Source organism: Pseudonocardia sp. (assembly GCF_025465255.1).
GTDB lineage: Bacteria > Actinomycetota > Actinomycetes > Mycobacteriales > Pseudonocardiaceae > Pseudonocardia.
The window spans coordinates 24808-42781 of the sequence record NZ_JAODNI010000165.1 but is presented as its reverse complement, the minus strand read 5'-3'; the positions used below and the strand labels follow the sequence as shown (position 1 = coordinate 42781).

The window sequence follows — 17974 nt, the reverse complement described above, 5'->3', positions numbered from 1 at the left end:
CTGACGTCCGAAGGGTCCTGCCGATCGGGATGAGCCCGGCTCATTCCCCCGGGATGAAGGCCGCGTGGATGAGCCCCGTCAGAGGAGACGCAGCTCCTTCGCGCGCCGCACGGCGTCGCGCCGGCCGTCGGCTCCGAGCTTGCGGTAGACCATCCGCTGGTGGCTCTTGACGGTGTTCACCGACAGATACAGCTCGGAGGCGATCTCCGCGTTGGACAGCGTGCTCGCGATGTAGCGCAGGACGAGCTGCTCCCTCTTTGTCAGCGCGGCGGCCTGGACGACCGGCGGCCGGCTGCGCTGCCCCGACATCCGGCGCGCCAGATCCACCGCGAAGGCAGCCACCGCGGTGCCGGCTTCGATCCTCGCGCCGAGCAGGTCCCGCAGATCCGCCGCGTGGACCAGGAAGGGCCGTCGCATCCCGATCGGAGCCGCCGCGATCAGCGCGTCCTCCAGCCGGGACAGCCCGGCCGCGCGGTCCTGCCGCCCGGCGATCACGCTGCGCAGCAGGGCGCCCTCCACCCGCCCCCGCATCGTGGCCCCGTCGTCCGGGAACGGGGCCAGCGCCGCCTCCGCCGCCGCGAGGTCCCCCGCGCGGAAGCTCAGATGGGCGAGGGCCCTCGCGGACTCCGCCGTGACCGGGCCGGGCGATCCTCGCAGCACCTCGCCCGCGCGTTCGAGGTCACCGCTGCGGCACAGCAGGTCGGCCTCCACCTGCAGCAGCCGGTCGGCGAGCGCCGGGGGCGCGCTGCCGACCAGCCTCGCCGTCGTCGACCGCAGGGCGGTCAGCGCGCCCTCCAGGTCGCCGGCGTCCGCCTGGCGGAGCGCGGTCAGGGCGGCCGCGGCGAGCTGGATGTGGGATTCAGGGGCCACCTCCTCGACCTCCGCCACCCGTCCGAGCCAGTGGTCGGCATCGGAGTGGTGGTCCCGGTCGAGCGCCACCCGGGCCAGGGTCAGGTAGGCCGCCACGACCTGGGCCGAGACCGTCCACCCGAGCCCCGTCACGAGCTCGATCACCGCGCGCGCCTCGTCCTGCGCGGCGTCGAGGTCGCCCCGCTCGCACTGCAGCAGGGCGAGGTGGGCCGCCGCGTTGATGTGCGGCCGCAGGACGCCACCGGGCCGGTCCATCTGCACGGCGGCCCGCAGGTGCTTCTCCGCCGAGGGAGCGTCACCGGTCCAGAACTCGGCCGTCCCGGCGTTTCCGAGGGCCAGTAGCGGCACCACGTCCCAGGCGGCGAGCCCGAGCGCGGCGAGAGCGGCCGGATCCTCCGGGATCCGCCGGCACGCGTCGGCGACGCCGGCGAGGTCCCCCCTCGTGCGGGCGTGCCCCAGATCGATCAGGTGCAGCACGACTCGAAGCCGGCTGGCGCGTCGGCCCGACAGGCGGTCGGCGCCCGCCGTGGCCGCGGCCGTCAGCTCCCCAACTCCCGCGCTCGAGCCCTGGATGACCCGGGCTCCGGCGAGCGCGGCCGCGAGCTCGGGGTGGCCGAGCAGCGCGTCCCGGGGCACGGCGGACAGGATCAGCTCGACCTCCCGCGGGCTGCCCCGCAGCGTGAGCGCGGCGACGTGGACGCCGAGGATCTCCGCGGCGAGCGGCCAGAGCCTGCCGCGGAGTGCGTAGCGGACGGCGTCGAGCGGCATCCCCTGGTGCAGGCACCACTCGGCCGCGCGTCGGTGAAGATCGCGGAACGTGCGTGGCGCGACGATGCGGGCGCGCAGGACGTCGGCGATCAGCCGATGCAGCCGGTACCACCGCCCGCCCGTGCCGACCGCGTGCACGAACAGGTTCGACGCGGCGAGCTCGGCGAGCGTCGCCGCGCCGCTCCGGTTACCGGTCAGGGCGTCGGCGAGGTCGGCGCACACGACGTCCAGGATGCTGAGCCGCACGAGGAAGGCGAGCAGGTCCGGGGCCAGCCCGTCGAGCACCTCGTCGAGCAGGTACGCCGCCACGGCGTGGTCGTCGCCCGAGAACGCATCGACGAATCCGGTGGGGTCCGCCGTGCCGTGCAGTTCCAGGGCCGCCAGCCGTAGGCCTGCGGCCCAGCCCTCCGTGCGCTCGACGAGCCGGTCGACGTGCACGGCGTCGAGGTCGATCCCGAGCCCGCCGAGCATGTCCTGGGTCTCGTCGGCCCGGAAGGCGAGGTCCGATGCCCGGATCTCGGTGAGGACGCCGGAGAGGCGCAGCCGGTGCAGGGGCCACGGCGGGTCCCGGCGGGTCGTGACGACGAACCGGAGCCCCGGCGGGGGCCGCCGGACCAGCCGCAGCAGGCTCTCGTGCACGGCGAGCCCGGTCACCTCGTGCAGGTTGTCGAGGACGAGGACGACCGGCGTCCCGTCCGCGGCCAGCGCCTCGGCGAACCGCCCCGGCGCCTGTTCGAGGTCGTCGGCGGTGACCGCGTTGCGCAGGACGCCGGCGGCGCGGTTCCCGACCACGGGGCGGAGCGCCTCCGCGACGGACGTCCAGAAGGTCCGCAGGTCGTCGTCGCGCGGCCCGAGCGAGATCCATGCGGACGCACCTCGGGCGCCGCCCGCGCCGAGCCAGGAGCCGGCGAGCAGCGTCTTGCCCCATCCCGCCGGTGCGGCGATCAGGACGCAGGAGGCCGCGAGCCCACCCGGGAGCCGGGAGTGCAGACGCGGCCGGACCACCACATGGGTGGCGAGCGGGACGGCGAACCGGGTGTCGACCCGCTCCGTGTCGTCGGAGGCAGGTGGAGGGCGGCCACCCCGTCTCATGCCGGCAGGAGGGGGCGCTCTCATCCGGTTGCTCCGACCATGTCGGGAGGGGAGGCCGCACCGGACGGGAGAACGACGTGAGCGCTGAGTACGCCTTCCGGGTCACCGGCAGGCTGACGCCCGGGCTGCTGGGCGCGCTCCACCCGCTTGAGGCGAGCGCGGCGACGACGGAGACACTGCTGGTCGGCCGCGTGGCCGACCGCGCCGCGCTTCACGGCTTCATTGCGCGGATCGAAGCGCTGGGCCTGGAGCTCGTCGAGCTGCAGCGGCTTCCTCGCCGTCCCGAGGGCCGCGGTGCCGGCTGTCCCGAATGCGGCGCAGACGCTCCAGCCGCCACGCGCGGGATCGGCACCGGCCCGCGGACCTAGCGGCGCCGACCGTCTCGGCCGGCAGGTACGACGGATCTCGGGCCGACAGTTCCTGCGCTCGACGGTCGCCATCGGGTGCACCTCGCTGCCTCGGCGTCGTCGAGTCAACTCGGTCCGTCGCGGGCCGGACAGGCCCGTTCGGGCCTTCCGGCGCCCTCCGATCGGTGCAGGCCCACCCCGAGGCTCCTCCGTTCCGGGCAGTGCGCGATCCGACGTGTACCGGGACAGTGGCCTCGGAGGTGCGCATGGTCCTGCTCGTGCTCGTACTGCCTGTCCTGATGGGTGTGTTCATGCTGGTCATGGAGCGGCTCGAGGCGGCACTGCTCGGCGGCACGCCGCCCGACCTCGACGAGGAACTGCCCGTGCAGGACGGCCGTCGCCAGAACGACCTCGGCCGGCTCTCCCCGGGGAAGCAGGAAGCGGCTTCGCATCGTCGCCAGGACGATCACCCGGCAGCTACCGCTGCCACTGTCGGTACCGGCGGCTAGGGTCCGCCCGTGAGTCATCACCCGCTGCCGTCCCCCGAGCCCGCGGCACTCCGTGTCAGGTGCGCAGTCGGGACGACGCCGCCGCGGTTGTCATAACGGAGGCGACGCGGGGCCGAGCGCCGCGGGGGAGGGGACCGCACCGGCCCATCCGCGACCCGGAACCGATCGGGAGTGGCTCGCGCCCGCCGGCGACATCCCGCTGACCGCCGACGAGGCCGGCTACGTCGCGGCATCCCGGGCGGCGAACACGCTGCGCGGCTACCGCGAGACTGGGCCGACTTCACCGCCTGGTGCCACGCCCACGACGAGCAGTCGCTCCCGGCCGACCCGGCCGCGCTCTCCGGCTACCTCACCGACCTCGCCGGCCGCGGGGCCAAGGTCGGCACGATGAGTCGGCGCCTATCGCCGATCCGCTTCGCCCACCAGCTCGCCGATCATCCCGACCCTGCCGCGGGGGCCCGGGTCAGCGCGGTGTGGGAGGGCATCCGCAGCCCCACCCGAGCAGGCGGTTCCGCTCATGCCGCCCGAGCTCCTCGACGTCGCCGCGGCCTGCCCGACCACGCGGGTCTGGAAGACCCGTGAGCCCGAACCCGACCTCGCCGGACTGCGCGACCGCGCGCTACTGCTGGTCGGGTTCTTCGCCGCGCTGCGCCGCAGCGAGCTCGCCGTGCTCACTGTCGACCAGATCACCGACCACGACCGCGGCCTGGTGACCGGTATCGCCCGCTCGAAGACCAACCAGACCGGCCTCGAACGCGAGCTTGTCGTCCTGCCCCGCACCGCCCGCCCGCCCGGAGGAAGGTTGTCTCGGGCACGGTCACAGGCTGCCGAGCCGCTCCAGAGCCTCGCCGTAGAGCGCGGCGCCCCGCTCGGCCGAGGCGACCACCTTGGCCTTGTGGGCGCGCCGGCTGATCTGCTCGCGGACCGCGCGTCGCGGGTCGCCGCGCGCGCCGGCTCGTGATCAGCGGGCGTACCGCTGGGCAGCGGTGGTGGCGCGGCTGCGCGGCCGAGGCCGGTCCACGTTGGCGCCGGTGAGGGCCCGCACCTCCATCTCGGCGTGCCGCCGGGCGGCGTCGGGATCGCGGCGCCGGCCGCCGAGCCAGGTGCCCACCGCGCCCAGCAGGAACGAGACGGGGATCGACACCATGCCCGGGTTGGCCAGCGGGAACCAGGCGAAGTCGTGGTCGGGGAACAGCGACGTCGGGGTGCCCGACACCTCCGGCGAGAACGCCACGAGCACGAGCGCCGTGATCATCCCACCCCAGATGCTCAGCACGGCGCCCGTGGTGGTGAAGCGCGGCCAGTACAGCGTGTAGAGCAGCGACGGCAGGTGGGCGGACGCCGCGACGGCGAACGTCAGGCCGACGAGCACGGCGATGTTCTGTCCGTTGGCGACGATCCCGCCCGCGATCGCGATGATCCCCACGACGACGGCGGTGAACCGCGCGACCCGGACCTCGACGCGCGGGTCGGCGTTGCCACGTTTCAGCACCGTCGCGTAGACGTCGTGGGCAAACGAGGCAGACGCGGTGATCGTCAGCCCGGCGACGACGGCGAGGATCGTGGCGAACGCGATCGCGGCGACGACGCCCAGCAGCACCTCGCCGCCGAGCTTGTAGGCCAGCAGCGGGGCCGCGGCGTTCGACTCGCCGGCAGCGGCCGTGATGGCGTCGGGCCCGACCAGCGCCGCCGCGCCGTACCCGATCACGATCGCGGCGAGGAAGAAGAGGCCGATCAGCCAGATCGCCCACACGACCGAACGGCGTGCGGCGCGGCCGTCCGGCACGGTGTAGAAGCGCATCAGGACGTGCGGCAGGCTTGCGGGCCCGAGCAGCCCGGCCAGCCCGAGTGACAGGAAGTCGATCTTCGACAGCTCGGTCCTGCCGTACTGCAGGCCGGGGTTGAGCAGCGCCTCGCCCGCCGAGTTGGCCGTCATCGTGGACTGCAGCAGCGACGAGAGGTTGAACCCCCACCGGCCGAGCACCCAGACCGCGAGCAAGGCGCCGCTGACGGCCAGCAGCACGGCCTTGAGGATCTGGACCCACGTGGTGCCCTTCATCCCGCCGACGAGCACGTAGACGAGCATCAGCACGCCGACACCCGCGATGACGACGGACTGGTCCACGCGGTCGGAGTTGGGGATGCCCAGCAGCAGCGTGAGCAGCCCGCCCGCGCCGGCGATCTGGGCGACCAGGTACAGCATCGACACGAGCAGGGTCGAGGTCGCCGCCGCGGAGCGCACCGGCCGCACCCGCAGCCGGTAGCTCAGCACGTCGGCCATCGTGTAGCGGCCCGTGTTGCGCAGCGGTTCGGCGATGAACAGCAGCGCGATCACCCATCCGGTCAGCGAGCCGATCGCGAACATCACGCCGTCGAAGCCGTACACCGCGACGGCCCCCACGACACCGAGGAACGCCGCCGCCGAGAGGTAGTCACCCGCGATCGCCGTGCCGTTCTGCGCCGCCGTGAACGCCTGGCCGCCGGTGTAGTAGTCGCCGGCCGCGCGGTGACCGCCCCGTGCCGTCGCGAACAGGACCACGAAGGTCAAGGCGACGAACCCCGCGAATATGCCCAGGTTCAGTCCCGGGCTCCCCACGGCCGTCCCGGCGGCGAGCAACGTCATGGGCATCCCTTCGGCGACGACACCGGCAAACCCCGATCGGCGCAACGCTGCCCGTACGTGTGATCACGTACCGCGACAACGCGGCACCCTGGTGGGCAAGTGGCGGAATGATAGGCGGCCGATCAGGTGCTACTGGTGCGTAGAAATGGCGAAAGGTCGCCACTGAGCGGCGAATGGCTCGAGCTCAGACCATCGACCGCTCCTCGGGAGCCGCCCGTCTCTTCGACGTAGGCTTCGACGCCTCGGTTGGGTGACAGCCCGGGCCGACCATCAGCGATCCCGGCCGCCCGGACGCTGAGGCTGCCGGGATCGCAGCCCTCAGCACCTGTCCGCTGCCGCTGCGGCGCCAACCTCGCGGCCCGCTTCCCCGGCTCGGCGAGGGTGTCGGCGGCCAGGGCGAGCGCCTCGGCGACCTGCTGTCCGGACACGTGCCGAGGGCGCCGGATCCGGGCGACAGGACACCTCGCCCTGCGGCGCGGTTGTCGGGACCGGAGATGGCGGAGCGAGAGGCACCAACTCTGGTGAGCCCCGGGTTTGGTGAGGTCGGGCAACTGGAGTTCTGGTCGCGTGATCCCTTTGAGGAGGGTCCTGGGCAGGCGCGGTTATCCGCTGGTCGCGGACGTCGGCGGTCCCGGAGGTACCGGAACTGGCGGGAGTCGGCGCCCGCGGTGTGCAGGCGCAGCAGCGGGACGCCCGCGCCCTCGACCTCGAGGTTCAGGTAGTGCCCCTCGATCGGGCTCACGCCGGGAACGGGGCCGCGGGTCCGCCCGCCGCGGCGGCAGCAGCGACGCCGCTCGGAGGGCGTCGACGATGCGGTCGACAGCCGGTGCGGCGCGGGCCCAGACCTCCCGGCTGCCCCGTACCCCGTGCGCGCCGCGGGTCGCGACGAGCGCCTGCGCCGAGGTCATCCCGCGCGGCGGGGGCGAGGAGCGGAACCGCCCCACTCCTCGGCCGAGACGGTGAAGCAGAAGTCCCGGCTGGCGTTGACGTCGTCGCCCTCGGTCACGTCGAGCGCCTCGCCGCGGACCGCACGCCGATCCGCCGGTCCCCGATCTCGAGCAGGGCCGACCACGGGTGGCACGGCGACAGCCCGCTCAGCAGGGAGGGGTCGAGGGCGGGGGCGACGCCGTCGTCGCGGAGAACACTCACGCCGCAGATCGTGAGTCTGTCTGACAATCTGGAAAACCCCTGTCACGGATCGGTTGCGCGCTCCGTTGACTGCTCCTCGTTTTTGTGGTTACGGTCAATCCGCCGATTGTCAGACGGTCTGACGATCGGAGCTGCGATCGCAACGGTGCGACAAGATGGGACTGCGCGATGACGGGCAGTGAGAAGGCTGTTCGGGCCGGGTACACCGGCGAGCTCGAGACCCCCGAACGGGCCGCGAAGCGCCGGTCCGCCACCCGCGGGGCGTTCTTCGCCGAGTTCGTCGACATGTTCGACATCTATCTGCCGACGGTGATCCTCACGCCGGCCCTGATCTACTTCCAACCGGCGGGCATGTCCCCGGGGCTCTCCGCCATCCTGACCTCGCTCGTGTTCGCCACGACGCTGATCGGCCGGCCCGTCGGGGCGGCGATCTTCGGCGGGCTCGCGGACCGGGTCGGCCGCCGCAAGGCCACGATCGCCTCGGTCGGCGGGTTCGGCGTGATCACGCTGCTCATCGCCTTCATCCCCGGCTACGCCACGATCGGGATCGCCTCCTACTGGCTGCTGATCCTGCTGCGCTTCCTCGACGGCATCTGCCTCGGTGGCGGATACACGGGTGCGCTCCCACTGGCCATGGAGTACGCGCCGAAGCACAAGCGGGGCCTGCTGGGCGGAGTCATCCTCGCGGCGTTCCCGCTGGCCTACATCGTGATCAACCTCGTCGGGATGGCCGCCTTCGCGCTCTTCCCGCTGGCCGGGCCGGCCTCGCCGTACGCCGTATGGGGCTGGCGGATCCCGTTCGTGCTCGGCGCGCTGCTGGCCGGCGTCCTGGTGCTGTACTACGTGCACAGCGTCTCCGAGTCCGAGATCTGGGAGGCGTCGGAGAAGAAGGCCGCGCCGCTGAAGAACCTCTTCTCAGGACCGAGCGGGCGCAGCTTCCTGCAGGTGTTCGCCATGATGACCGGGTTCTGGCTGACCCAGAACATGGTCACGCTGTTCCTGCCCACCACCGTGCTGCACACTGTGCTGCAGCTCAGCGGCACCCAGCTCACGACCGCGCTGCTGATCGCCTACATCTGCCTGGTCGCCAGCTACATCGGCTCCGGCGTGATCGCGCAGCGGATCGGCCGCCGGACCTTCTTCATGGTCCTCGGCGTGCTCATCGCTGTCGGCGGGTCGACGCTGATGGCGGTGCTGATGAACGGGACCCACCTGTCGTTCGGCATGATCGTGCTGCTGGTGTGCGTCTTCTCCGTGCTGGTCACGGCACCGTGGGGCGTGGTCCTGCCGTACATCAACGAGCGCTTCCACACGGACGTCCGGGCCTCCGCGTTCGGCCTCGGCTTCAGCGCGTCGGTGATCATCCCGTCCTTCTACGCCTTCTTCTACGCGGGCCTTGGCCGGGTCGTCTCCGCGGCGGTCGCCGCCGCCCTCCTCCTGGCGATCGGCGGGATCCTCGGGGCCGTGGGTGCCGCGGCAGGCCCGGAGACCAAGGACGTCGACTTCACGAGCGCCGCCTGATGGCCTACGAGGTCCTGGCGGTCCGCTACGGCACGCGCACCGCGCGCCGGTCCGAGACCTTCCTCAACCACCACGTCTACGGCGAGCCCGACTCCGAGCTGCCGATGGACTACTTCTTCTGGGTCGTCCGCGACGGCGAGCGGACGGTCGTGGTCGACTGCGGCTTCGGCGCCGGGGCCGGTGCCCGCCGCAGGCGCACGATGCTGGTGGACCCGGTGGAGGCACTGCGCGGCCTGGGGATCGAGCCCGAGACCGTCGACCGGCTCGTCGTCACACACGCCCACTACGACCACGTCGGCAACCTCGACCGCTTCCCGGCCGCCGAGATCGTGCTCGCCCGCCGCGAGCTGGAGTTCTGGACCGGCCCCTACGCCGGCAGGCTGCAGTTCGCCCACTCCACGGAGCCCGACGAGCTCGGCCTGCTCGCGAAGGCCGCCGCCGACGGCCGGGTCCGGCTGGTCGAGGACACCCTCGACCTGGCCCCGGGGTTCGAGCTGGTCGTGGTCGGCGGGCACACCCCCGGCCAGCTCGTCGCCCAGGTCGCGACCGACGGGGGCGCCGTCGTGCTCGCCGCCGACGCGCTGCACCTCTACGAGGAGCTGGAGCGGGACCGGCCGTTCTTCGTCGTCGCGGATCTCGCCGACATGTACCGGGGCTTCGACCTGCTGCGCGAGATGACCGAGGACCCCGGCCGGGTGCTCCTCGCCGGGCACGACGCCGCCGTCCCCGAGCGGTTCCCGGGCCGCGTGCCCGGGCTGGCGCCCGAGCTCGCCGACCTGGTCGTTCGGGTCGCGCCGGGGGAGGACGCGCCGGGGGAGGACACGGCATGACGGACGACGGGCTCGCGGGTACGGTCGCGCTGGTCACCGGGGCGGCGGGCGCCCTCGGTGCGGCGAGCGCGCGGCTGCTCGCCGCGCGCTGGCCTACCAGGCGTCGAAGCACGGGGTGCCTGGGCCTGCTGCACGGGGCCGCGGTCTACGGCGGCCCGCTCGGGATCCGGGTCAACGCCATCGCGCCGGGGATCGTGCCGACCGCCCTGTTCGCGGCGTCGGGCGAAGGGCCCGGCGGCGGCGATGACATGGCCCGGCGGGCCGCGACCACGCCGTTGCGCCGGCCGGGCAGACCCGAGGAGATCGCGTCGGTCGTGGCCTTCCTGCTCGGCGACGGGGCGTCGTACCTGACCGCCGAGGTCGTCTCGGTCGACGGCGGCGCCGCGGCCGTCAGCACGGTACGCCCGTCGGGCGGGGCGGGCGCGTGGGACAACGGGCCGGTCGACGCGCGGTTGCGGGCATGAGCACAGCGGGAGAGGAGCACCCGGTGGACACAGTGGGGATGGTCGGCCTCGGCAACATGGGCGGCCGGATGGCTCGGCGGCTCGTCGAGGGCGGGTTCACCGTCGTCGGGCACGACCCGGTCGCGGGCCGGGCCGACGCGGCGAGTGCGGAGCCGGCGGCGGATCCGGCCGAGGTGGCCCGGCGGGCCCGGATCGTGCTGCTGTCCCTGCCGGACAGCCACGTCGTGGAGCCGGTCGTGCGAGCGGTGCTGGAGGTGGCCGCCGAGGGGGCGACGATCGTCGACCTCTCGACGGCGTCGCCCGCCTCGACCCGGACCCTGCACGACGAAGCGCTGGCGCGCGGCGTGCGCTACCTCGATGCGGGGATCTCCGGGGGCGCCGCCGCGGCCGAGAAGGGCAGCCTGACGATCATGGTGGGCGGCGCCGCGGCCGCCCTGGCCGAGCTAAAGCCCGTCTTCGCGCCGATCGCCGCGACGGTCCACCACATGGGGCCCTCCGGCGCCGGCCACACGGCCAAGCTGCTCAACAACTTCCTCAACGCCGTCAGCCTCGCAGCCTCCGCCGAGGTGATGGTCGCGGGCCGCAAGGCCGGGCTGGACCTGTCGCAGCTGCTCGAGGTGATCAACTCGAGCAGCGGCGTCAACTTCGCGACCACGAACCGGTTCCCCGCGATCGTCCGCGGCGACTACCTCGAGGGCGGCCTGACGAGCAGGCTGATGACCAAGGACGTCGCGCTCTACGTCGACCTGGCCGCCCGGCTCGGCGTCCCCACCCTGAACGCCGCGGGGCCGCTCGCCAGCTTCGGCCTCGCGGAGACCCTCGGCTACGGCGACCTCATCAGCAACCGTGTGGTCGACGCCCTCGGCGACGTCGCCGGCGGGGTACGAGTGCACGACCAGGAAGGATGACCAGTGCAGATCGTTCGGGGCCGGGCCCCTGACACCACACCGACCCAGAACCGGACCGAGACCTTCACGGGCACGGTCTGGGGGGATCCGGTGTTGCCCACGACGGCGGAGCACAACACGCTGAACTCGGTGACCTTCACGCCGGGCGCGCGCACGTACTGGCACCACCACACCGGCGGCCAGCTGCTCGTGGTCACCGCGGGGATGGGCTGGGTCTGCCCGCGCGGCGAGCAGCCGCAGGTGATCCGGGCCGGCGACGTCGTCTGGGTGCCGCCGGGGGAGCAGCACTGGCACGGCGGGACCGCCGACACGGTGATGACCCACCTGGCGTTCTCCATCGGCCCCACGACGTGGCTCGAGGAGGTCGCCGAGGAGGACTACCTCGCGGCGATGGGGGTGGCCCGATGAGCGGCGGGGACGACAGGGACGACCGGTACGAACGCGGACTCGGCATCCGCCGCGAGGTCCTCGGCGACGCGCACGTCGACCGCTCGCTGCAGGGCGTGAGCGACTTCGCCCGGCCCGTGCAGGAGTACGTCACGCAGAACGTCTGGGGCGAGCTGTGGAGCCGGCCCGGCCTCGACCGGCGCACCCGCAGCCTGCTCAACCTGGTGATGCTCACGGCGCTCAACCGCAGCCACGAGCTCGCGGTCCACGTCCGCGGCGCGGTCACCAACGGCTGCACGGAGACCGAGATCCAGGAAGCGCTGCTGCAGACCGCCGGGTACTGCGGTGCGCCCGCGGCGCTGGAGTCGTTCCGTGTGGCCGAGCGGGTACTCGGGGAGATCCAGGCCGAGTCCGTCGACGCCTCGGGGAACGGTCATGGCTGAGGCGCCCGTGGTGGGCTTCGTCGGGCTGGGCCGGATGGGCACCCCGATGGTGCGGCGCCTCGCGACCGGGGGCGTGACGGTCCGGGGACACGACGCCGCGCCCGGCGTGGCCGACGGGCTCGCCGACGTCCTGACCCCCGTGCCGAGCGCCGCGGCGGCGGCCGAGGGCGCACCCGTCGTGATCCTCATGCTCCCGGACTCGGGTGTCGTCGAGAAGGTCGTCGACGGGGGCCTGCTCGACGCCCTCGTCCCGGGAACGCTGCTGGTGGACATGAGCACGTCGGAGCCGCTGCGGACCCGAGCGCTGGCCGAGCGGGTCGCGGAGCGCGGGTCCACGCTCGTCGACGCCCCCGTCTCCGGCGGCGTCGCCGGGGCCCACTCCGGCACGTTGACGATCATGGTCGGTGGGCCCGACGACGCCGTGGAGCGCCTCACACCGCTGCTGGCGCTGATGGGGCGGGTCCGGCACGTCGGCGGGACGGGCGCCGGGCACGCCCTGAAGGCGTTGAACAACCTGCTGTCCGCCTCGCACCTGCTGGCGACCTCGGAGGCGATCATCGCGGGCGCGCGGTTCGGACTGGACCCCACGGCCATGCTCGACGCGATCAACGGATCCAGCGGCCGCAGCGGGTCGACCGAGACCAAGTGGCCGACCCACATCGTCCCCGGCACCTACGCGTCGGGCTTCACCGCCGGCCTGATGGTCAAAGACCTGCGGATCGCCCTCGGGCTGGCCGAGGCCGTCGACGCGCCCCGCGGCCACGCCGAACGCACCCTCGCGCTCTGGAGCCGCGCCGTCGACGCACTCGGGCCCGAGGCGGACCACACCGAGATCGCACGATGGCTGCGCGAGCGGCCGGAGGAGGACCAGTGAGCCCGACCGAGACCGTCACGCTCAGCCCGGAGCAGCAGCGGGTCAAGGACGAGTTCGTCGCCGTCCGCGGCACCTGGGGCGAGCCCTGGCAGCGGATCCTCGAGCTCGATCCCGCCTTCCTCGAGGCCTACCTGCACTTCTCCGGGGTGCCGTGGAACCAGGCGTCGCACCTCGAGCCGAAGGTCAAGGAGTTCGTCTACATCGCGGCCGACGCGGCGGCGACGCACCTCTACGAACCCGGCATCCGCCAGCACGTCGCGGCGGCGCTGCGGCACGGGGCCACCCCGGCAGAGATCATGGAGGTCCTGGAGCTGACCAGCACGCTCGGCATCCACGCCTGCAACATCGGGGTGCCGCTGCTGCTGGAGGTCCTCGAGGAGGAGGGCGTGCGCACCGGCCCGGCGCCGCTGGACGAGCGCCGGGAGCGGCTCAAGGCCGAGTTCACCGCGAACCGCGGCTACTGGCACGAGTTCTGGGAAGGGATCCTCGAGCTCGCGCCGGACCTGTTCGAGGCGTACGTGGAGTTCTCCTCGGTGCCGTGGAAGACCGGCACGCTGGAGCCCAAGGTGAAGGAGATGATCTACATCGCCTTCGACGCCGCGGCCACCCACCTCTACGTCCCCGGGTTGAAGCTGCACCTGCGCAACGCCGTCCGGCTCGGCGCCACGCAGGGCGAGCTGATGGAGGTGCTCGCGATCGTCAGCGTGATCGGAATCCACGCGGCGACGACGGCCGCGCCGATCCTCGCCTCGATCGTCGCCGAGCAGGCGGGCGAGGCGGGGTGAGCTGCGCCGGCTCCCGGGCCCGGGTCGTCGCGGCGGGCGTGGACGCGCCGCGGCAGCCCACCCGTGGGCCGGACCCGTCTACTGTGCGGCTAGTGACGGCAGGTGAGGAGACGGGCACCTTCCGCGGGATCCGGGTCGGCCGGATCGCCGCGCCGCTGCGCGAGCAGGTGATCGACGGGCTGCGCACCGCGATCCTCGAGTTCGAGCTGCAGCCCGGTCAGCGGCTGGTCGAGCGCGAGCTCGTCGAGCAGACCGGCGTCTCCCGCGCGACCATCCGTGAGGCGTTGCGCGAGCTGGCCGCCGAGGGCCTCGTCGTCACGGTGCCGCAGAAGGGCGCCATGGTGTACAAGCCGTCGGCCGACGAGGCCCGCGACCTCTACGCCGTGCGCGCCTCGCTGGAGGCGCTCACCGTGCGCCGGTTCATCGAGCGGGCGAGGGCCGCGCACCACGACCGCCTGCGGGCCACCGTTACCGCCCTGGAAGAGGACGTGGCCGACGGCGCGGATATGCACCGGCTGTTGCGCGACAAGGACCTCTTCTACACCGAGCTGCTCGCGGGCGCGGCGAGCCCGACCATCGAGCAGATCCTGGGCGGGGTGCAGGCGCGGGTCCGGCTGCTGCGCGCCACGTCGATGTCGCAGCCCGGGCGTGCGGCGCAGATGGCCGCCGAGATGCGCGCGCTCGTCGAGGCGATCACCGCCCGGGACGTCGCCTCGGCCCAGCGGCTGTGCATCGAGCACCTCGACAACGCCGCCGCCACCGCGCTCGCCGCGCTCGACGGCGTGGGGCGGCAGGGCTCGTAGGCGACCGAGCGCAGGTCCGGCGGGTGTCGCCGGACTCGAGGCGTTGCCAGTCGATGACGGTGCTGAGCTGCGGCCATACGGAAGTCAGCTCCAGGAGATCCCTGGCCAAGAAGTGGCCCGCAGCGCGTAGCTCCTTGTGCGCGAGGAAACGAACTGTGGTTCCGCGGGTGCCGTCGTCAGCGATCGGGACGAGGCCCGTGACCGGGATGCCGTCCTCGTACCGCTGGATCCACGATCCGTTGTGCCTCCGGTCGATGTGTACGCGCCACTCGCTCAGTGCAGCAACGACTGACATCTTGCGCCGCGGGTGGCCGTCGGGGAGTTGCTGTGCGCCGGGGAGGTCGAAGAACCTGAGGTCCTTTGTCGCCATGACGGGCTTCTTGACCGCCCGGCCCTCGTCGTCGAATCGAGCCCGCCAGCGTCGGTCAGCGACGCGCGGCCGTCGGCCTCGACACGATGGCCAAGCACCTGGAGCTGATAGCACCAGATGCAACGCGCCACTGAGGCAACGATCGCCGGCGCGAGTGGCGTGCCGCCACCGGTGCTGCTCGAACGAGGTGTCGACGTCGAGTTCGCCCAGCGTCGTCGGCTGGTGAAGTGGATGTAGTCGATGCGTTCGCTGGGCGATCGCTGCCCTTGCCGGTTCCGGGACGGAGCACGCTGTCGGGGTAGTCGGGCGAGTGATCGCTATCGGCCCAGGCGCAGCAGCCCGGCGTGACTGGATTGTCGGAACCCGCACGCCTTGCGGTAGAAGTGGTCGAGGTCGGGGTCGTAGTCGACGTGGAGCCAGTGACAGCCTGCACGGGTGGCCTCTTCGGCGGCGCGGCGGACCAGGCCTGCGCCGATACCTCGCCGTTGACGGGCGAGGTCGACGAGCGGATCCAGGACGAAGGCGTGAATGCCTCCGTCCCAGCAGAGCTAGACGAAGCCGACGAGCTGATCAGCTTTCCTCGCGCGATGATGTCCTCGGCCAACCATTGACCGCTGACCATGCGCCGCACCATCAAACCTGCCCAACCGACCGCAGTGACCAGCTGGGCCGATCGACTGAATTTATATAACCTGGATCACATGGTCGCTGTGCCGCGATACCCTCGTGGCCGCGCACGCGCGAAAGCCACGAAAGGCTCGCGACGAATTGCCGACCAGGCCGATATCCCATTGCTGGAGGGCAGCGCTTCACCAGGACGGACGTGAGGGAAGGGCCCGATCATGAGCGGTGGATCCACGACAACGGGCCGTGGAATGCGACGTGTCGCCCTGGGGGCATCAGCACTGTTCGCGGCGGGCGCGATGGCGCTGCCGGCAAGTGGTTCGGCGTCGGCGCAAGGGGGTTGCCCGCCCGCCTCTACCGCCACTGCCGCCTCGGCGATCACCGCAGCCGAGAGAAACGCGATACTCCGACTGCACAACCAGGCTCGTGCCGAACTCAAGGTTCCCCCCTCGTTGGCCCCGCTGACCTGGGACAGCTCACTCGCGAACGCCTCGCAGGGATGGGCGAACATCATCGGGCCCTCGAAGCACTCCGACTGCCACAGTGGGTCGCAGGCCTCCGGGCAAGGCGAGAACATCGCCGACTTCGGCACGGTCGAAGCGGGAGTGCAGTTCTGGTACAACGAGAAGTCGAAGTACGCCTACCCCACACCGGTCGCCCCCGGTGGCACCTATCTCCACTACACCCAGATGGTGTGGAGAGATACTCGGCGTATCGGTTGCGGGAAGGCCTCCTCACCCAAGTATTGGCCCACCAACATCGTGGTGGTCTGCAGGTACTCCCCGGCGGGCAACTTCTTCGGCCGCGCTCCCTACTAGCCCTGGTTCTTCATGAGTCGGGCGGCGTGTCGGGCTCGAGATGGACGAAAGGGCCCGTCTACCAGGAGAACTTGACCGGAAGGATCGGTGACCTACTGAGCCCTATGGGGCCGGTCTGCACAGTTGCTCACCTCAGCGGTCAGCCCCCCGCTGGGGTCAACACTTGTCCGGCACGCGGCATTTGCCCCATCCGCGAGCAGATCGCGCCGCTGATCCAGGCCCATCCGGAGACTGGCCCATCGGGGAGCCGAGCTCAAGGGGTCATCGTCTCGATGCAGGTGCGCAAATGCCGGCCGCCACATCAGCGCGCGGGCGGTAGATCAGCGCAGGCGATCTTCGTCTCTGCAGGGTCGTGGACGGCGACGGATCGAGCGCCGCCCAGATCCTCGACGTGTCGGGCAGACGGCTGCGGTCAGGCGCCCTGACGCTCGTCCCGCTGCCGGGCCAGCTCCTCCACCGCGCTCAGAAGGGTCGTCTCGAAGTCGATCAGCTTCGCCCAGGTCGGGATGATGACGATCCGCACCATGCGGTCGTAGAGCGAACGCACCTCGGCCTCCCACTCGACCCTCTGCTCGGGCGTCATCGCGTAGGTGCCGTTCATGCGGAGGAACTCGTCCGGGATTCCGTCGACGACGTCGAGCTCGGCCCGGCCACGGATGAGCAGGATGCGCGGCGGGTGCACCTCGGTATCGATGGTCAGCGCAACCGCCGGATTCTGCCGCAGGGCCGGGACCTTCACGGCGTTCGGCGTCGTGACAGGACGATCGTCGACCCGTTCCAGGCGAACCCGATCGGGATCGACCGCGGCGTGCCGTCCTTGGCCACATAGGCCAGGCGGGTCAGGTCCCGGGCCAGGAGCTCCCGGCTGATCGGACGAGAACTCATCGCCTCCGGCGGCCGGGCTCCGCCCGAACCCGGCACCGCTCGGAGATCAGGGAGGTGCGGGCCCGTGATCTCCTCACGGCGCGCCGAGACGGCAGCGGTGCGCACTCATGCGATTCCGCTGCCTTCCCGTTCGATCACCGCGGTGGGCGACCTCGCGGGAGCGCAGCGCCCCCGCGGGAGCGCAGGCGTGGGCGGACGTGCTCGCCCCGCACCTCGGTTCCCGGTGGACCTACCGGACGCTCACGGTGAACTACCGGACGCCCGCCGAGATCATGGCGCTGGCCGCTGCCGTGCTGGCCGAGTTCGCGCCCGACCGGCAGCCGCCCGAATCGGTGCGGGCGACGGGCGAGGATCCGTGGCAGCGCTCCGTGCCCGCGACCGACCTCGCAGCCGAGGTGCGCAAGGCCGTCGAGGCGGAGGTGGCGCAGCTGGGCCGCGGGACGCGGGCGGTGATCGCCGCCGACGTGGACGGCCTTGCCGGTCTTCCCGCGCAGCTGCACACCCCGGTGTCGGCAAAAGGTCTCGAGTTCGAGCCGTCGTGATCGTCGACCCGGAGCGGATCCGGGCACACAACCCCGCCGACCTCTACGTCTCGATGACCCGCGCCACCCAGCGGCTCGGGCTGCTGCACGTCGAGCGCTGAGGCGGCACGACCACGCAGACCGTGTGGGGCCCTCGCAGGGTGCACACACTTTGCGAGGACCCACGAGGTCTGCGAAATGCGGGAAAGGGGCCTGCTACCGCCACCGGTCCTGACACGCCGAGCGTGCTCGGCGGAAGGACCTGTAATGACGGACTCGTACGAGAGGACGATCATGGCCGACCTGAACCAGCTTCCCGCCGACCTGCCCATACCCGAAGACGACGAAGCCGCCGACCACCTCGTCGGTCAGCCGATCCCGCA

The 17974-nt window shown here is 72.2% G+C and carries 18 protein-coding genes and 1 pseudogene; 14 read left to right on the top strand and 5 right to left on the bottom strand.

Going from position 1 to position 17974, the window contains the following annotated elements:
• Positions 1 to 78: 78 nt before the first annotated feature.
• On the bottom strand, positions 79 to 2730 hold the full coding sequence (locus JWP64_RS20095) for a LuxR C-terminal-related transcriptional regulator (RefSeq protein ID WP_297499437.1): 2652 nt from the start codon (positions 2728 to 2730) through the stop codon (positions 79 to 81).
• Positions 2731 to 2807: 77 nt separating this feature from the next.
• Between JWP64_RS20095 and JWP64_RS20090 the strand changes: the two genes are divergently transcribed.
• From JWP64_RS20090 to JWP64_RS20080, 3 genes are all read left to right on the top strand, one after another.
• Positions 2808 to 3098 (top strand): hypothetical protein, encoded by a 291-nt coding sequence (locus tag JWP64_RS20090; RefSeq protein ID WP_297499435.1) that lies wholly within the window; start codon positions 2808 to 2810, stop codon positions 3096 to 3098.
• A gap of 245 nt (positions 3099 to 3343) precedes the next feature.
• A complete protein-coding gene (locus JWP64_RS20085; protein WP_297499433.1) occupies positions 3344 to 3586 on the top strand; it encodes a hypothetical protein in 243 nt (80 codons plus the stop codon).
• A 517-nt stretch (positions 3587 to 4103) separates the two neighbouring features.
• Positions 4104 to 4547, top strand: coding sequence for a hypothetical protein (locus tag JWP64_RS20080; RefSeq protein WP_297499431.1), 444 nt, complete (start codon positions 4104 to 4106; stop codon positions 4545 to 4547).
• Here JWP64_RS20080 and JWP64_RS20075 read toward each other — a convergent pair whose 3' ends face one another.
• The gene (locus JWP64_RS20075) at positions 4548 to 6209 is read right to left on the bottom strand and encodes a cation acetate symporter (RefSeq protein ID WP_297499429.1); all 1662 of its coding nucleotides are present in this window, start codon (positions 6207 to 6209) and stop codon (positions 4548 to 4550) included.
• Between the two features lie 1002 nt (positions 6210 to 7211).
• Entirely contained in the window at positions 7212 to 7358 is a 147-nt protein-coding gene (locus JWP64_RS20070) for a hypothetical protein (protein ID WP_297499427.1), read from the bottom strand.
• A 168-nt stretch (positions 7359 to 7526) separates the two neighbouring features.
• Between JWP64_RS20070 and JWP64_RS20065 the strand changes: the two genes are divergently transcribed.
• The 9 genes from JWP64_RS20065 (at position 7527) to JWP64_RS20025 (ending at position 14373) form a co-directional block, all read left to right on the top strand.
• The gene (locus JWP64_RS20065; RefSeq protein WP_297499425.1) at positions 7527 to 8879 is read left to right on the top strand and encodes an MFS transporter; all 1353 of its coding nucleotides are present in this window, start codon (positions 7527 to 7529) and stop codon (positions 8877 to 8879) included.
• Positions 8879 to 9709, top strand: coding sequence for an N-acyl homoserine lactonase family protein (locus JWP64_RS20060; RefSeq protein ID WP_297499423.1), 831 nt, complete (start codon positions 8879 to 8881; stop codon positions 9707 to 9709). Before JWP64_RS20065 ends, JWP64_RS20060 begins: the two co-directional genes overlap by 1 nt.
• The gene (locus tag JWP64_RS20055) at positions 9706 to 10173 is read left to right on the top strand and encodes an SDR family oxidoreductase (protein ID WP_297499421.1); all 468 of its coding nucleotides are present in this window, start codon (positions 9706 to 9708) and stop codon (positions 10171 to 10173) included. The genes JWP64_RS20060 and JWP64_RS20055 overlap by 4 nt, the downstream gene beginning before the upstream one ends.
• Complete coding sequence (locus JWP64_RS20050) at positions 10170 to 11081, top strand: NAD(P)-dependent oxidoreductase (RefSeq protein WP_297499419.1); 912 nt, start codon at positions 10170 to 10172, stop codon at positions 11079 to 11081. Before JWP64_RS20055 ends, JWP64_RS20050 begins: the two co-directional genes overlap by 4 nt.
• A gap of 3 nt (positions 11082 to 11084) precedes the next feature.
• Entirely contained in the window at positions 11085 to 11489 is a 405-nt protein-coding gene (locus JWP64_RS20045; RefSeq protein ID WP_297499417.1) for a cupin domain-containing protein, read from the top strand.
• Entirely contained in the window at positions 11486 to 11911 is a 426-nt protein-coding gene (locus tag JWP64_RS20040; RefSeq protein WP_297499415.1) for a carboxymuconolactone decarboxylase family protein, read from the top strand. Before JWP64_RS20045 ends, JWP64_RS20040 begins: the two co-directional genes overlap by 4 nt.
• Positions 11904 to 12785: an NAD(P)-dependent oxidoreductase gene (locus tag JWP64_RS20035; protein ID WP_297499413.1), complete on the top strand. Its 882-nt coding sequence runs from the start codon at positions 11904 to 11906 to the stop codon at positions 12783 to 12785. Before JWP64_RS20040 ends, JWP64_RS20035 begins: the two co-directional genes overlap by 8 nt.
• The gene (locus tag JWP64_RS20030; protein WP_297499411.1) at positions 12782 to 13570 is read left to right on the top strand and encodes a carboxymuconolactone decarboxylase family protein; all 789 of its coding nucleotides are present in this window, start codon (positions 12782 to 12784) and stop codon (positions 13568 to 13570) included. Before JWP64_RS20035 ends, JWP64_RS20030 begins: the two co-directional genes overlap by 4 nt.
• Positions 13571 to 13662: 92 nt before the next feature.
• Entirely contained in the window at positions 13663 to 14373 is a 711-nt protein-coding gene (locus JWP64_RS20025) for a GntR family transcriptional regulator (protein WP_297499408.1), read from the top strand.
• 687 nt (positions 14374 to 15060) lie between these two features.
• Here JWP64_RS20025 and JWP64_RS31615 read toward each other — a convergent pair.
• Entirely contained in the window at positions 15061 to 15219 is a 159-nt protein-coding gene (locus JWP64_RS31615; RefSeq protein WP_366890287.1) for a hypothetical protein, read from the bottom strand.
• A gap of 366 nt (positions 15220 to 15585) precedes the next feature.
• Between JWP64_RS31615 and JWP64_RS20015 the strand changes: the two genes are divergently transcribed.
• Positions 15586 to 16185, top strand: coding sequence for a CAP domain-containing protein (locus JWP64_RS20015; protein ID WP_297499405.1), 600 nt, complete (start codon positions 15586 to 15588; stop codon positions 16183 to 16185).
• 412 nt (positions 16186 to 16597) lie between these two features.
• On the opposite strand, the pseudogene JWP64_RS20010 reads toward JWP64_RS20015, so the two are convergent.
• A pseudogene (locus tag JWP64_RS20010) lies at positions 16598 to 17070 on the bottom strand (pyridoxamine 5'-phosphate oxidase family protein).
• Between the two features lie 107 nt (positions 17071 to 17177).
• On the opposite strand from JWP64_RS20010, the gene JWP64_RS20005 reads away from it, so the two are divergent.
• Positions 17178 to 17612 carry a hypothetical protein gene (locus tag JWP64_RS20005; protein ID WP_297499403.1) on the top strand — a complete coding sequence of 145 codons (435 nt, stop codon included), beginning with the start codon at positions 17178 to 17180 and terminating at the stop codon, positions 17610 to 17612.
• Positions 17613 to 17974: the final 362 nt, after the last annotated feature.

What these genes read in the sequence shown, in the direction of transcription:
- JWP64_RS20080 (WP_297499431.1), top strand. Translation starts at nt 4,104, where the DNA reads ATGCCGCCCGAGCTCCTCGACGTCGCCGCGGCCTGCCCGACCACGCGG.
- JWP64_RS20085 (WP_297499433.1), top strand. Translation starts at nt 3,344, where the DNA reads ATGGTCCTGCTCGTGCTCGTACTGCCTGTCCTGATGGGTGTGTTCATG.
- JWP64_RS20005 (WP_297499403.1), top strand. Translation starts at nt 17,178, where the DNA reads ATGCGATTCCGCTGCCTTCCCGTTCGATCACCGCGGTGGGCGACCTCG.
- JWP64_RS20050 (WP_297499419.1), top strand. Translation starts at nt 10,170, where the DNA reads ATGAGCACAGCGGGAGAGGAGCACCCGGTGGACACAGTGGGGATGGTC.
- JWP64_RS20015 (WP_297499405.1), top strand. Translation starts at nt 15,586, where the DNA reads ATGAGCGGTGGATCCACGACAACGGGCCGTGGAATGCGACGTGTCGCC.
- JWP64_RS20055 (WP_297499421.1), top strand. Translation starts at nt 9,706, where the DNA reads ATGACGGACGACGGGCTCGCGGGTACGGTCGCGCTGGTCACCGGGGCG.
- JWP64_RS20035 (WP_297499413.1), top strand. Translation starts at nt 11,904, where the DNA reads ATGGCTGAGGCGCCCGTGGTGGGCTTCGTCGGGCTGGGCCGGATGGGC.
- JWP64_RS20075 (WP_297499429.1), bottom strand. Translation starts at nt 6,209, where the DNA reads ATGACGTTGCTCGCCGCCGGGACGGCCGTGGGGAGCCCGGGACTGAAC.
- JWP64_RS20065 (WP_297499425.1), top strand. Translation starts at nt 7,527, where the DNA reads ATGACGGGCAGTGAGAAGGCTGTTCGGGCCGGGTACACCGGCGAGCTC.
- JWP64_RS20040 (WP_297499415.1), top strand. Translation starts at nt 11,486, where the DNA reads ATGAGCGGCGGGGACGACAGGGACGACCGGTACGAACGCGGACTCGGC.
- JWP64_RS20060 (WP_297499423.1), top strand. Translation starts at nt 8,879, where the DNA reads ATGGCCTACGAGGTCCTGGCGGTCCGCTACGGCACGCGCACCGCGCGC.
- JWP64_RS20095 (WP_297499437.1), bottom strand. Translation starts at nt 2,730, where the DNA reads ATGAGACGGGGTGGCCGCCCTCCACCTGCCTCCGACGACACGGAGCGG.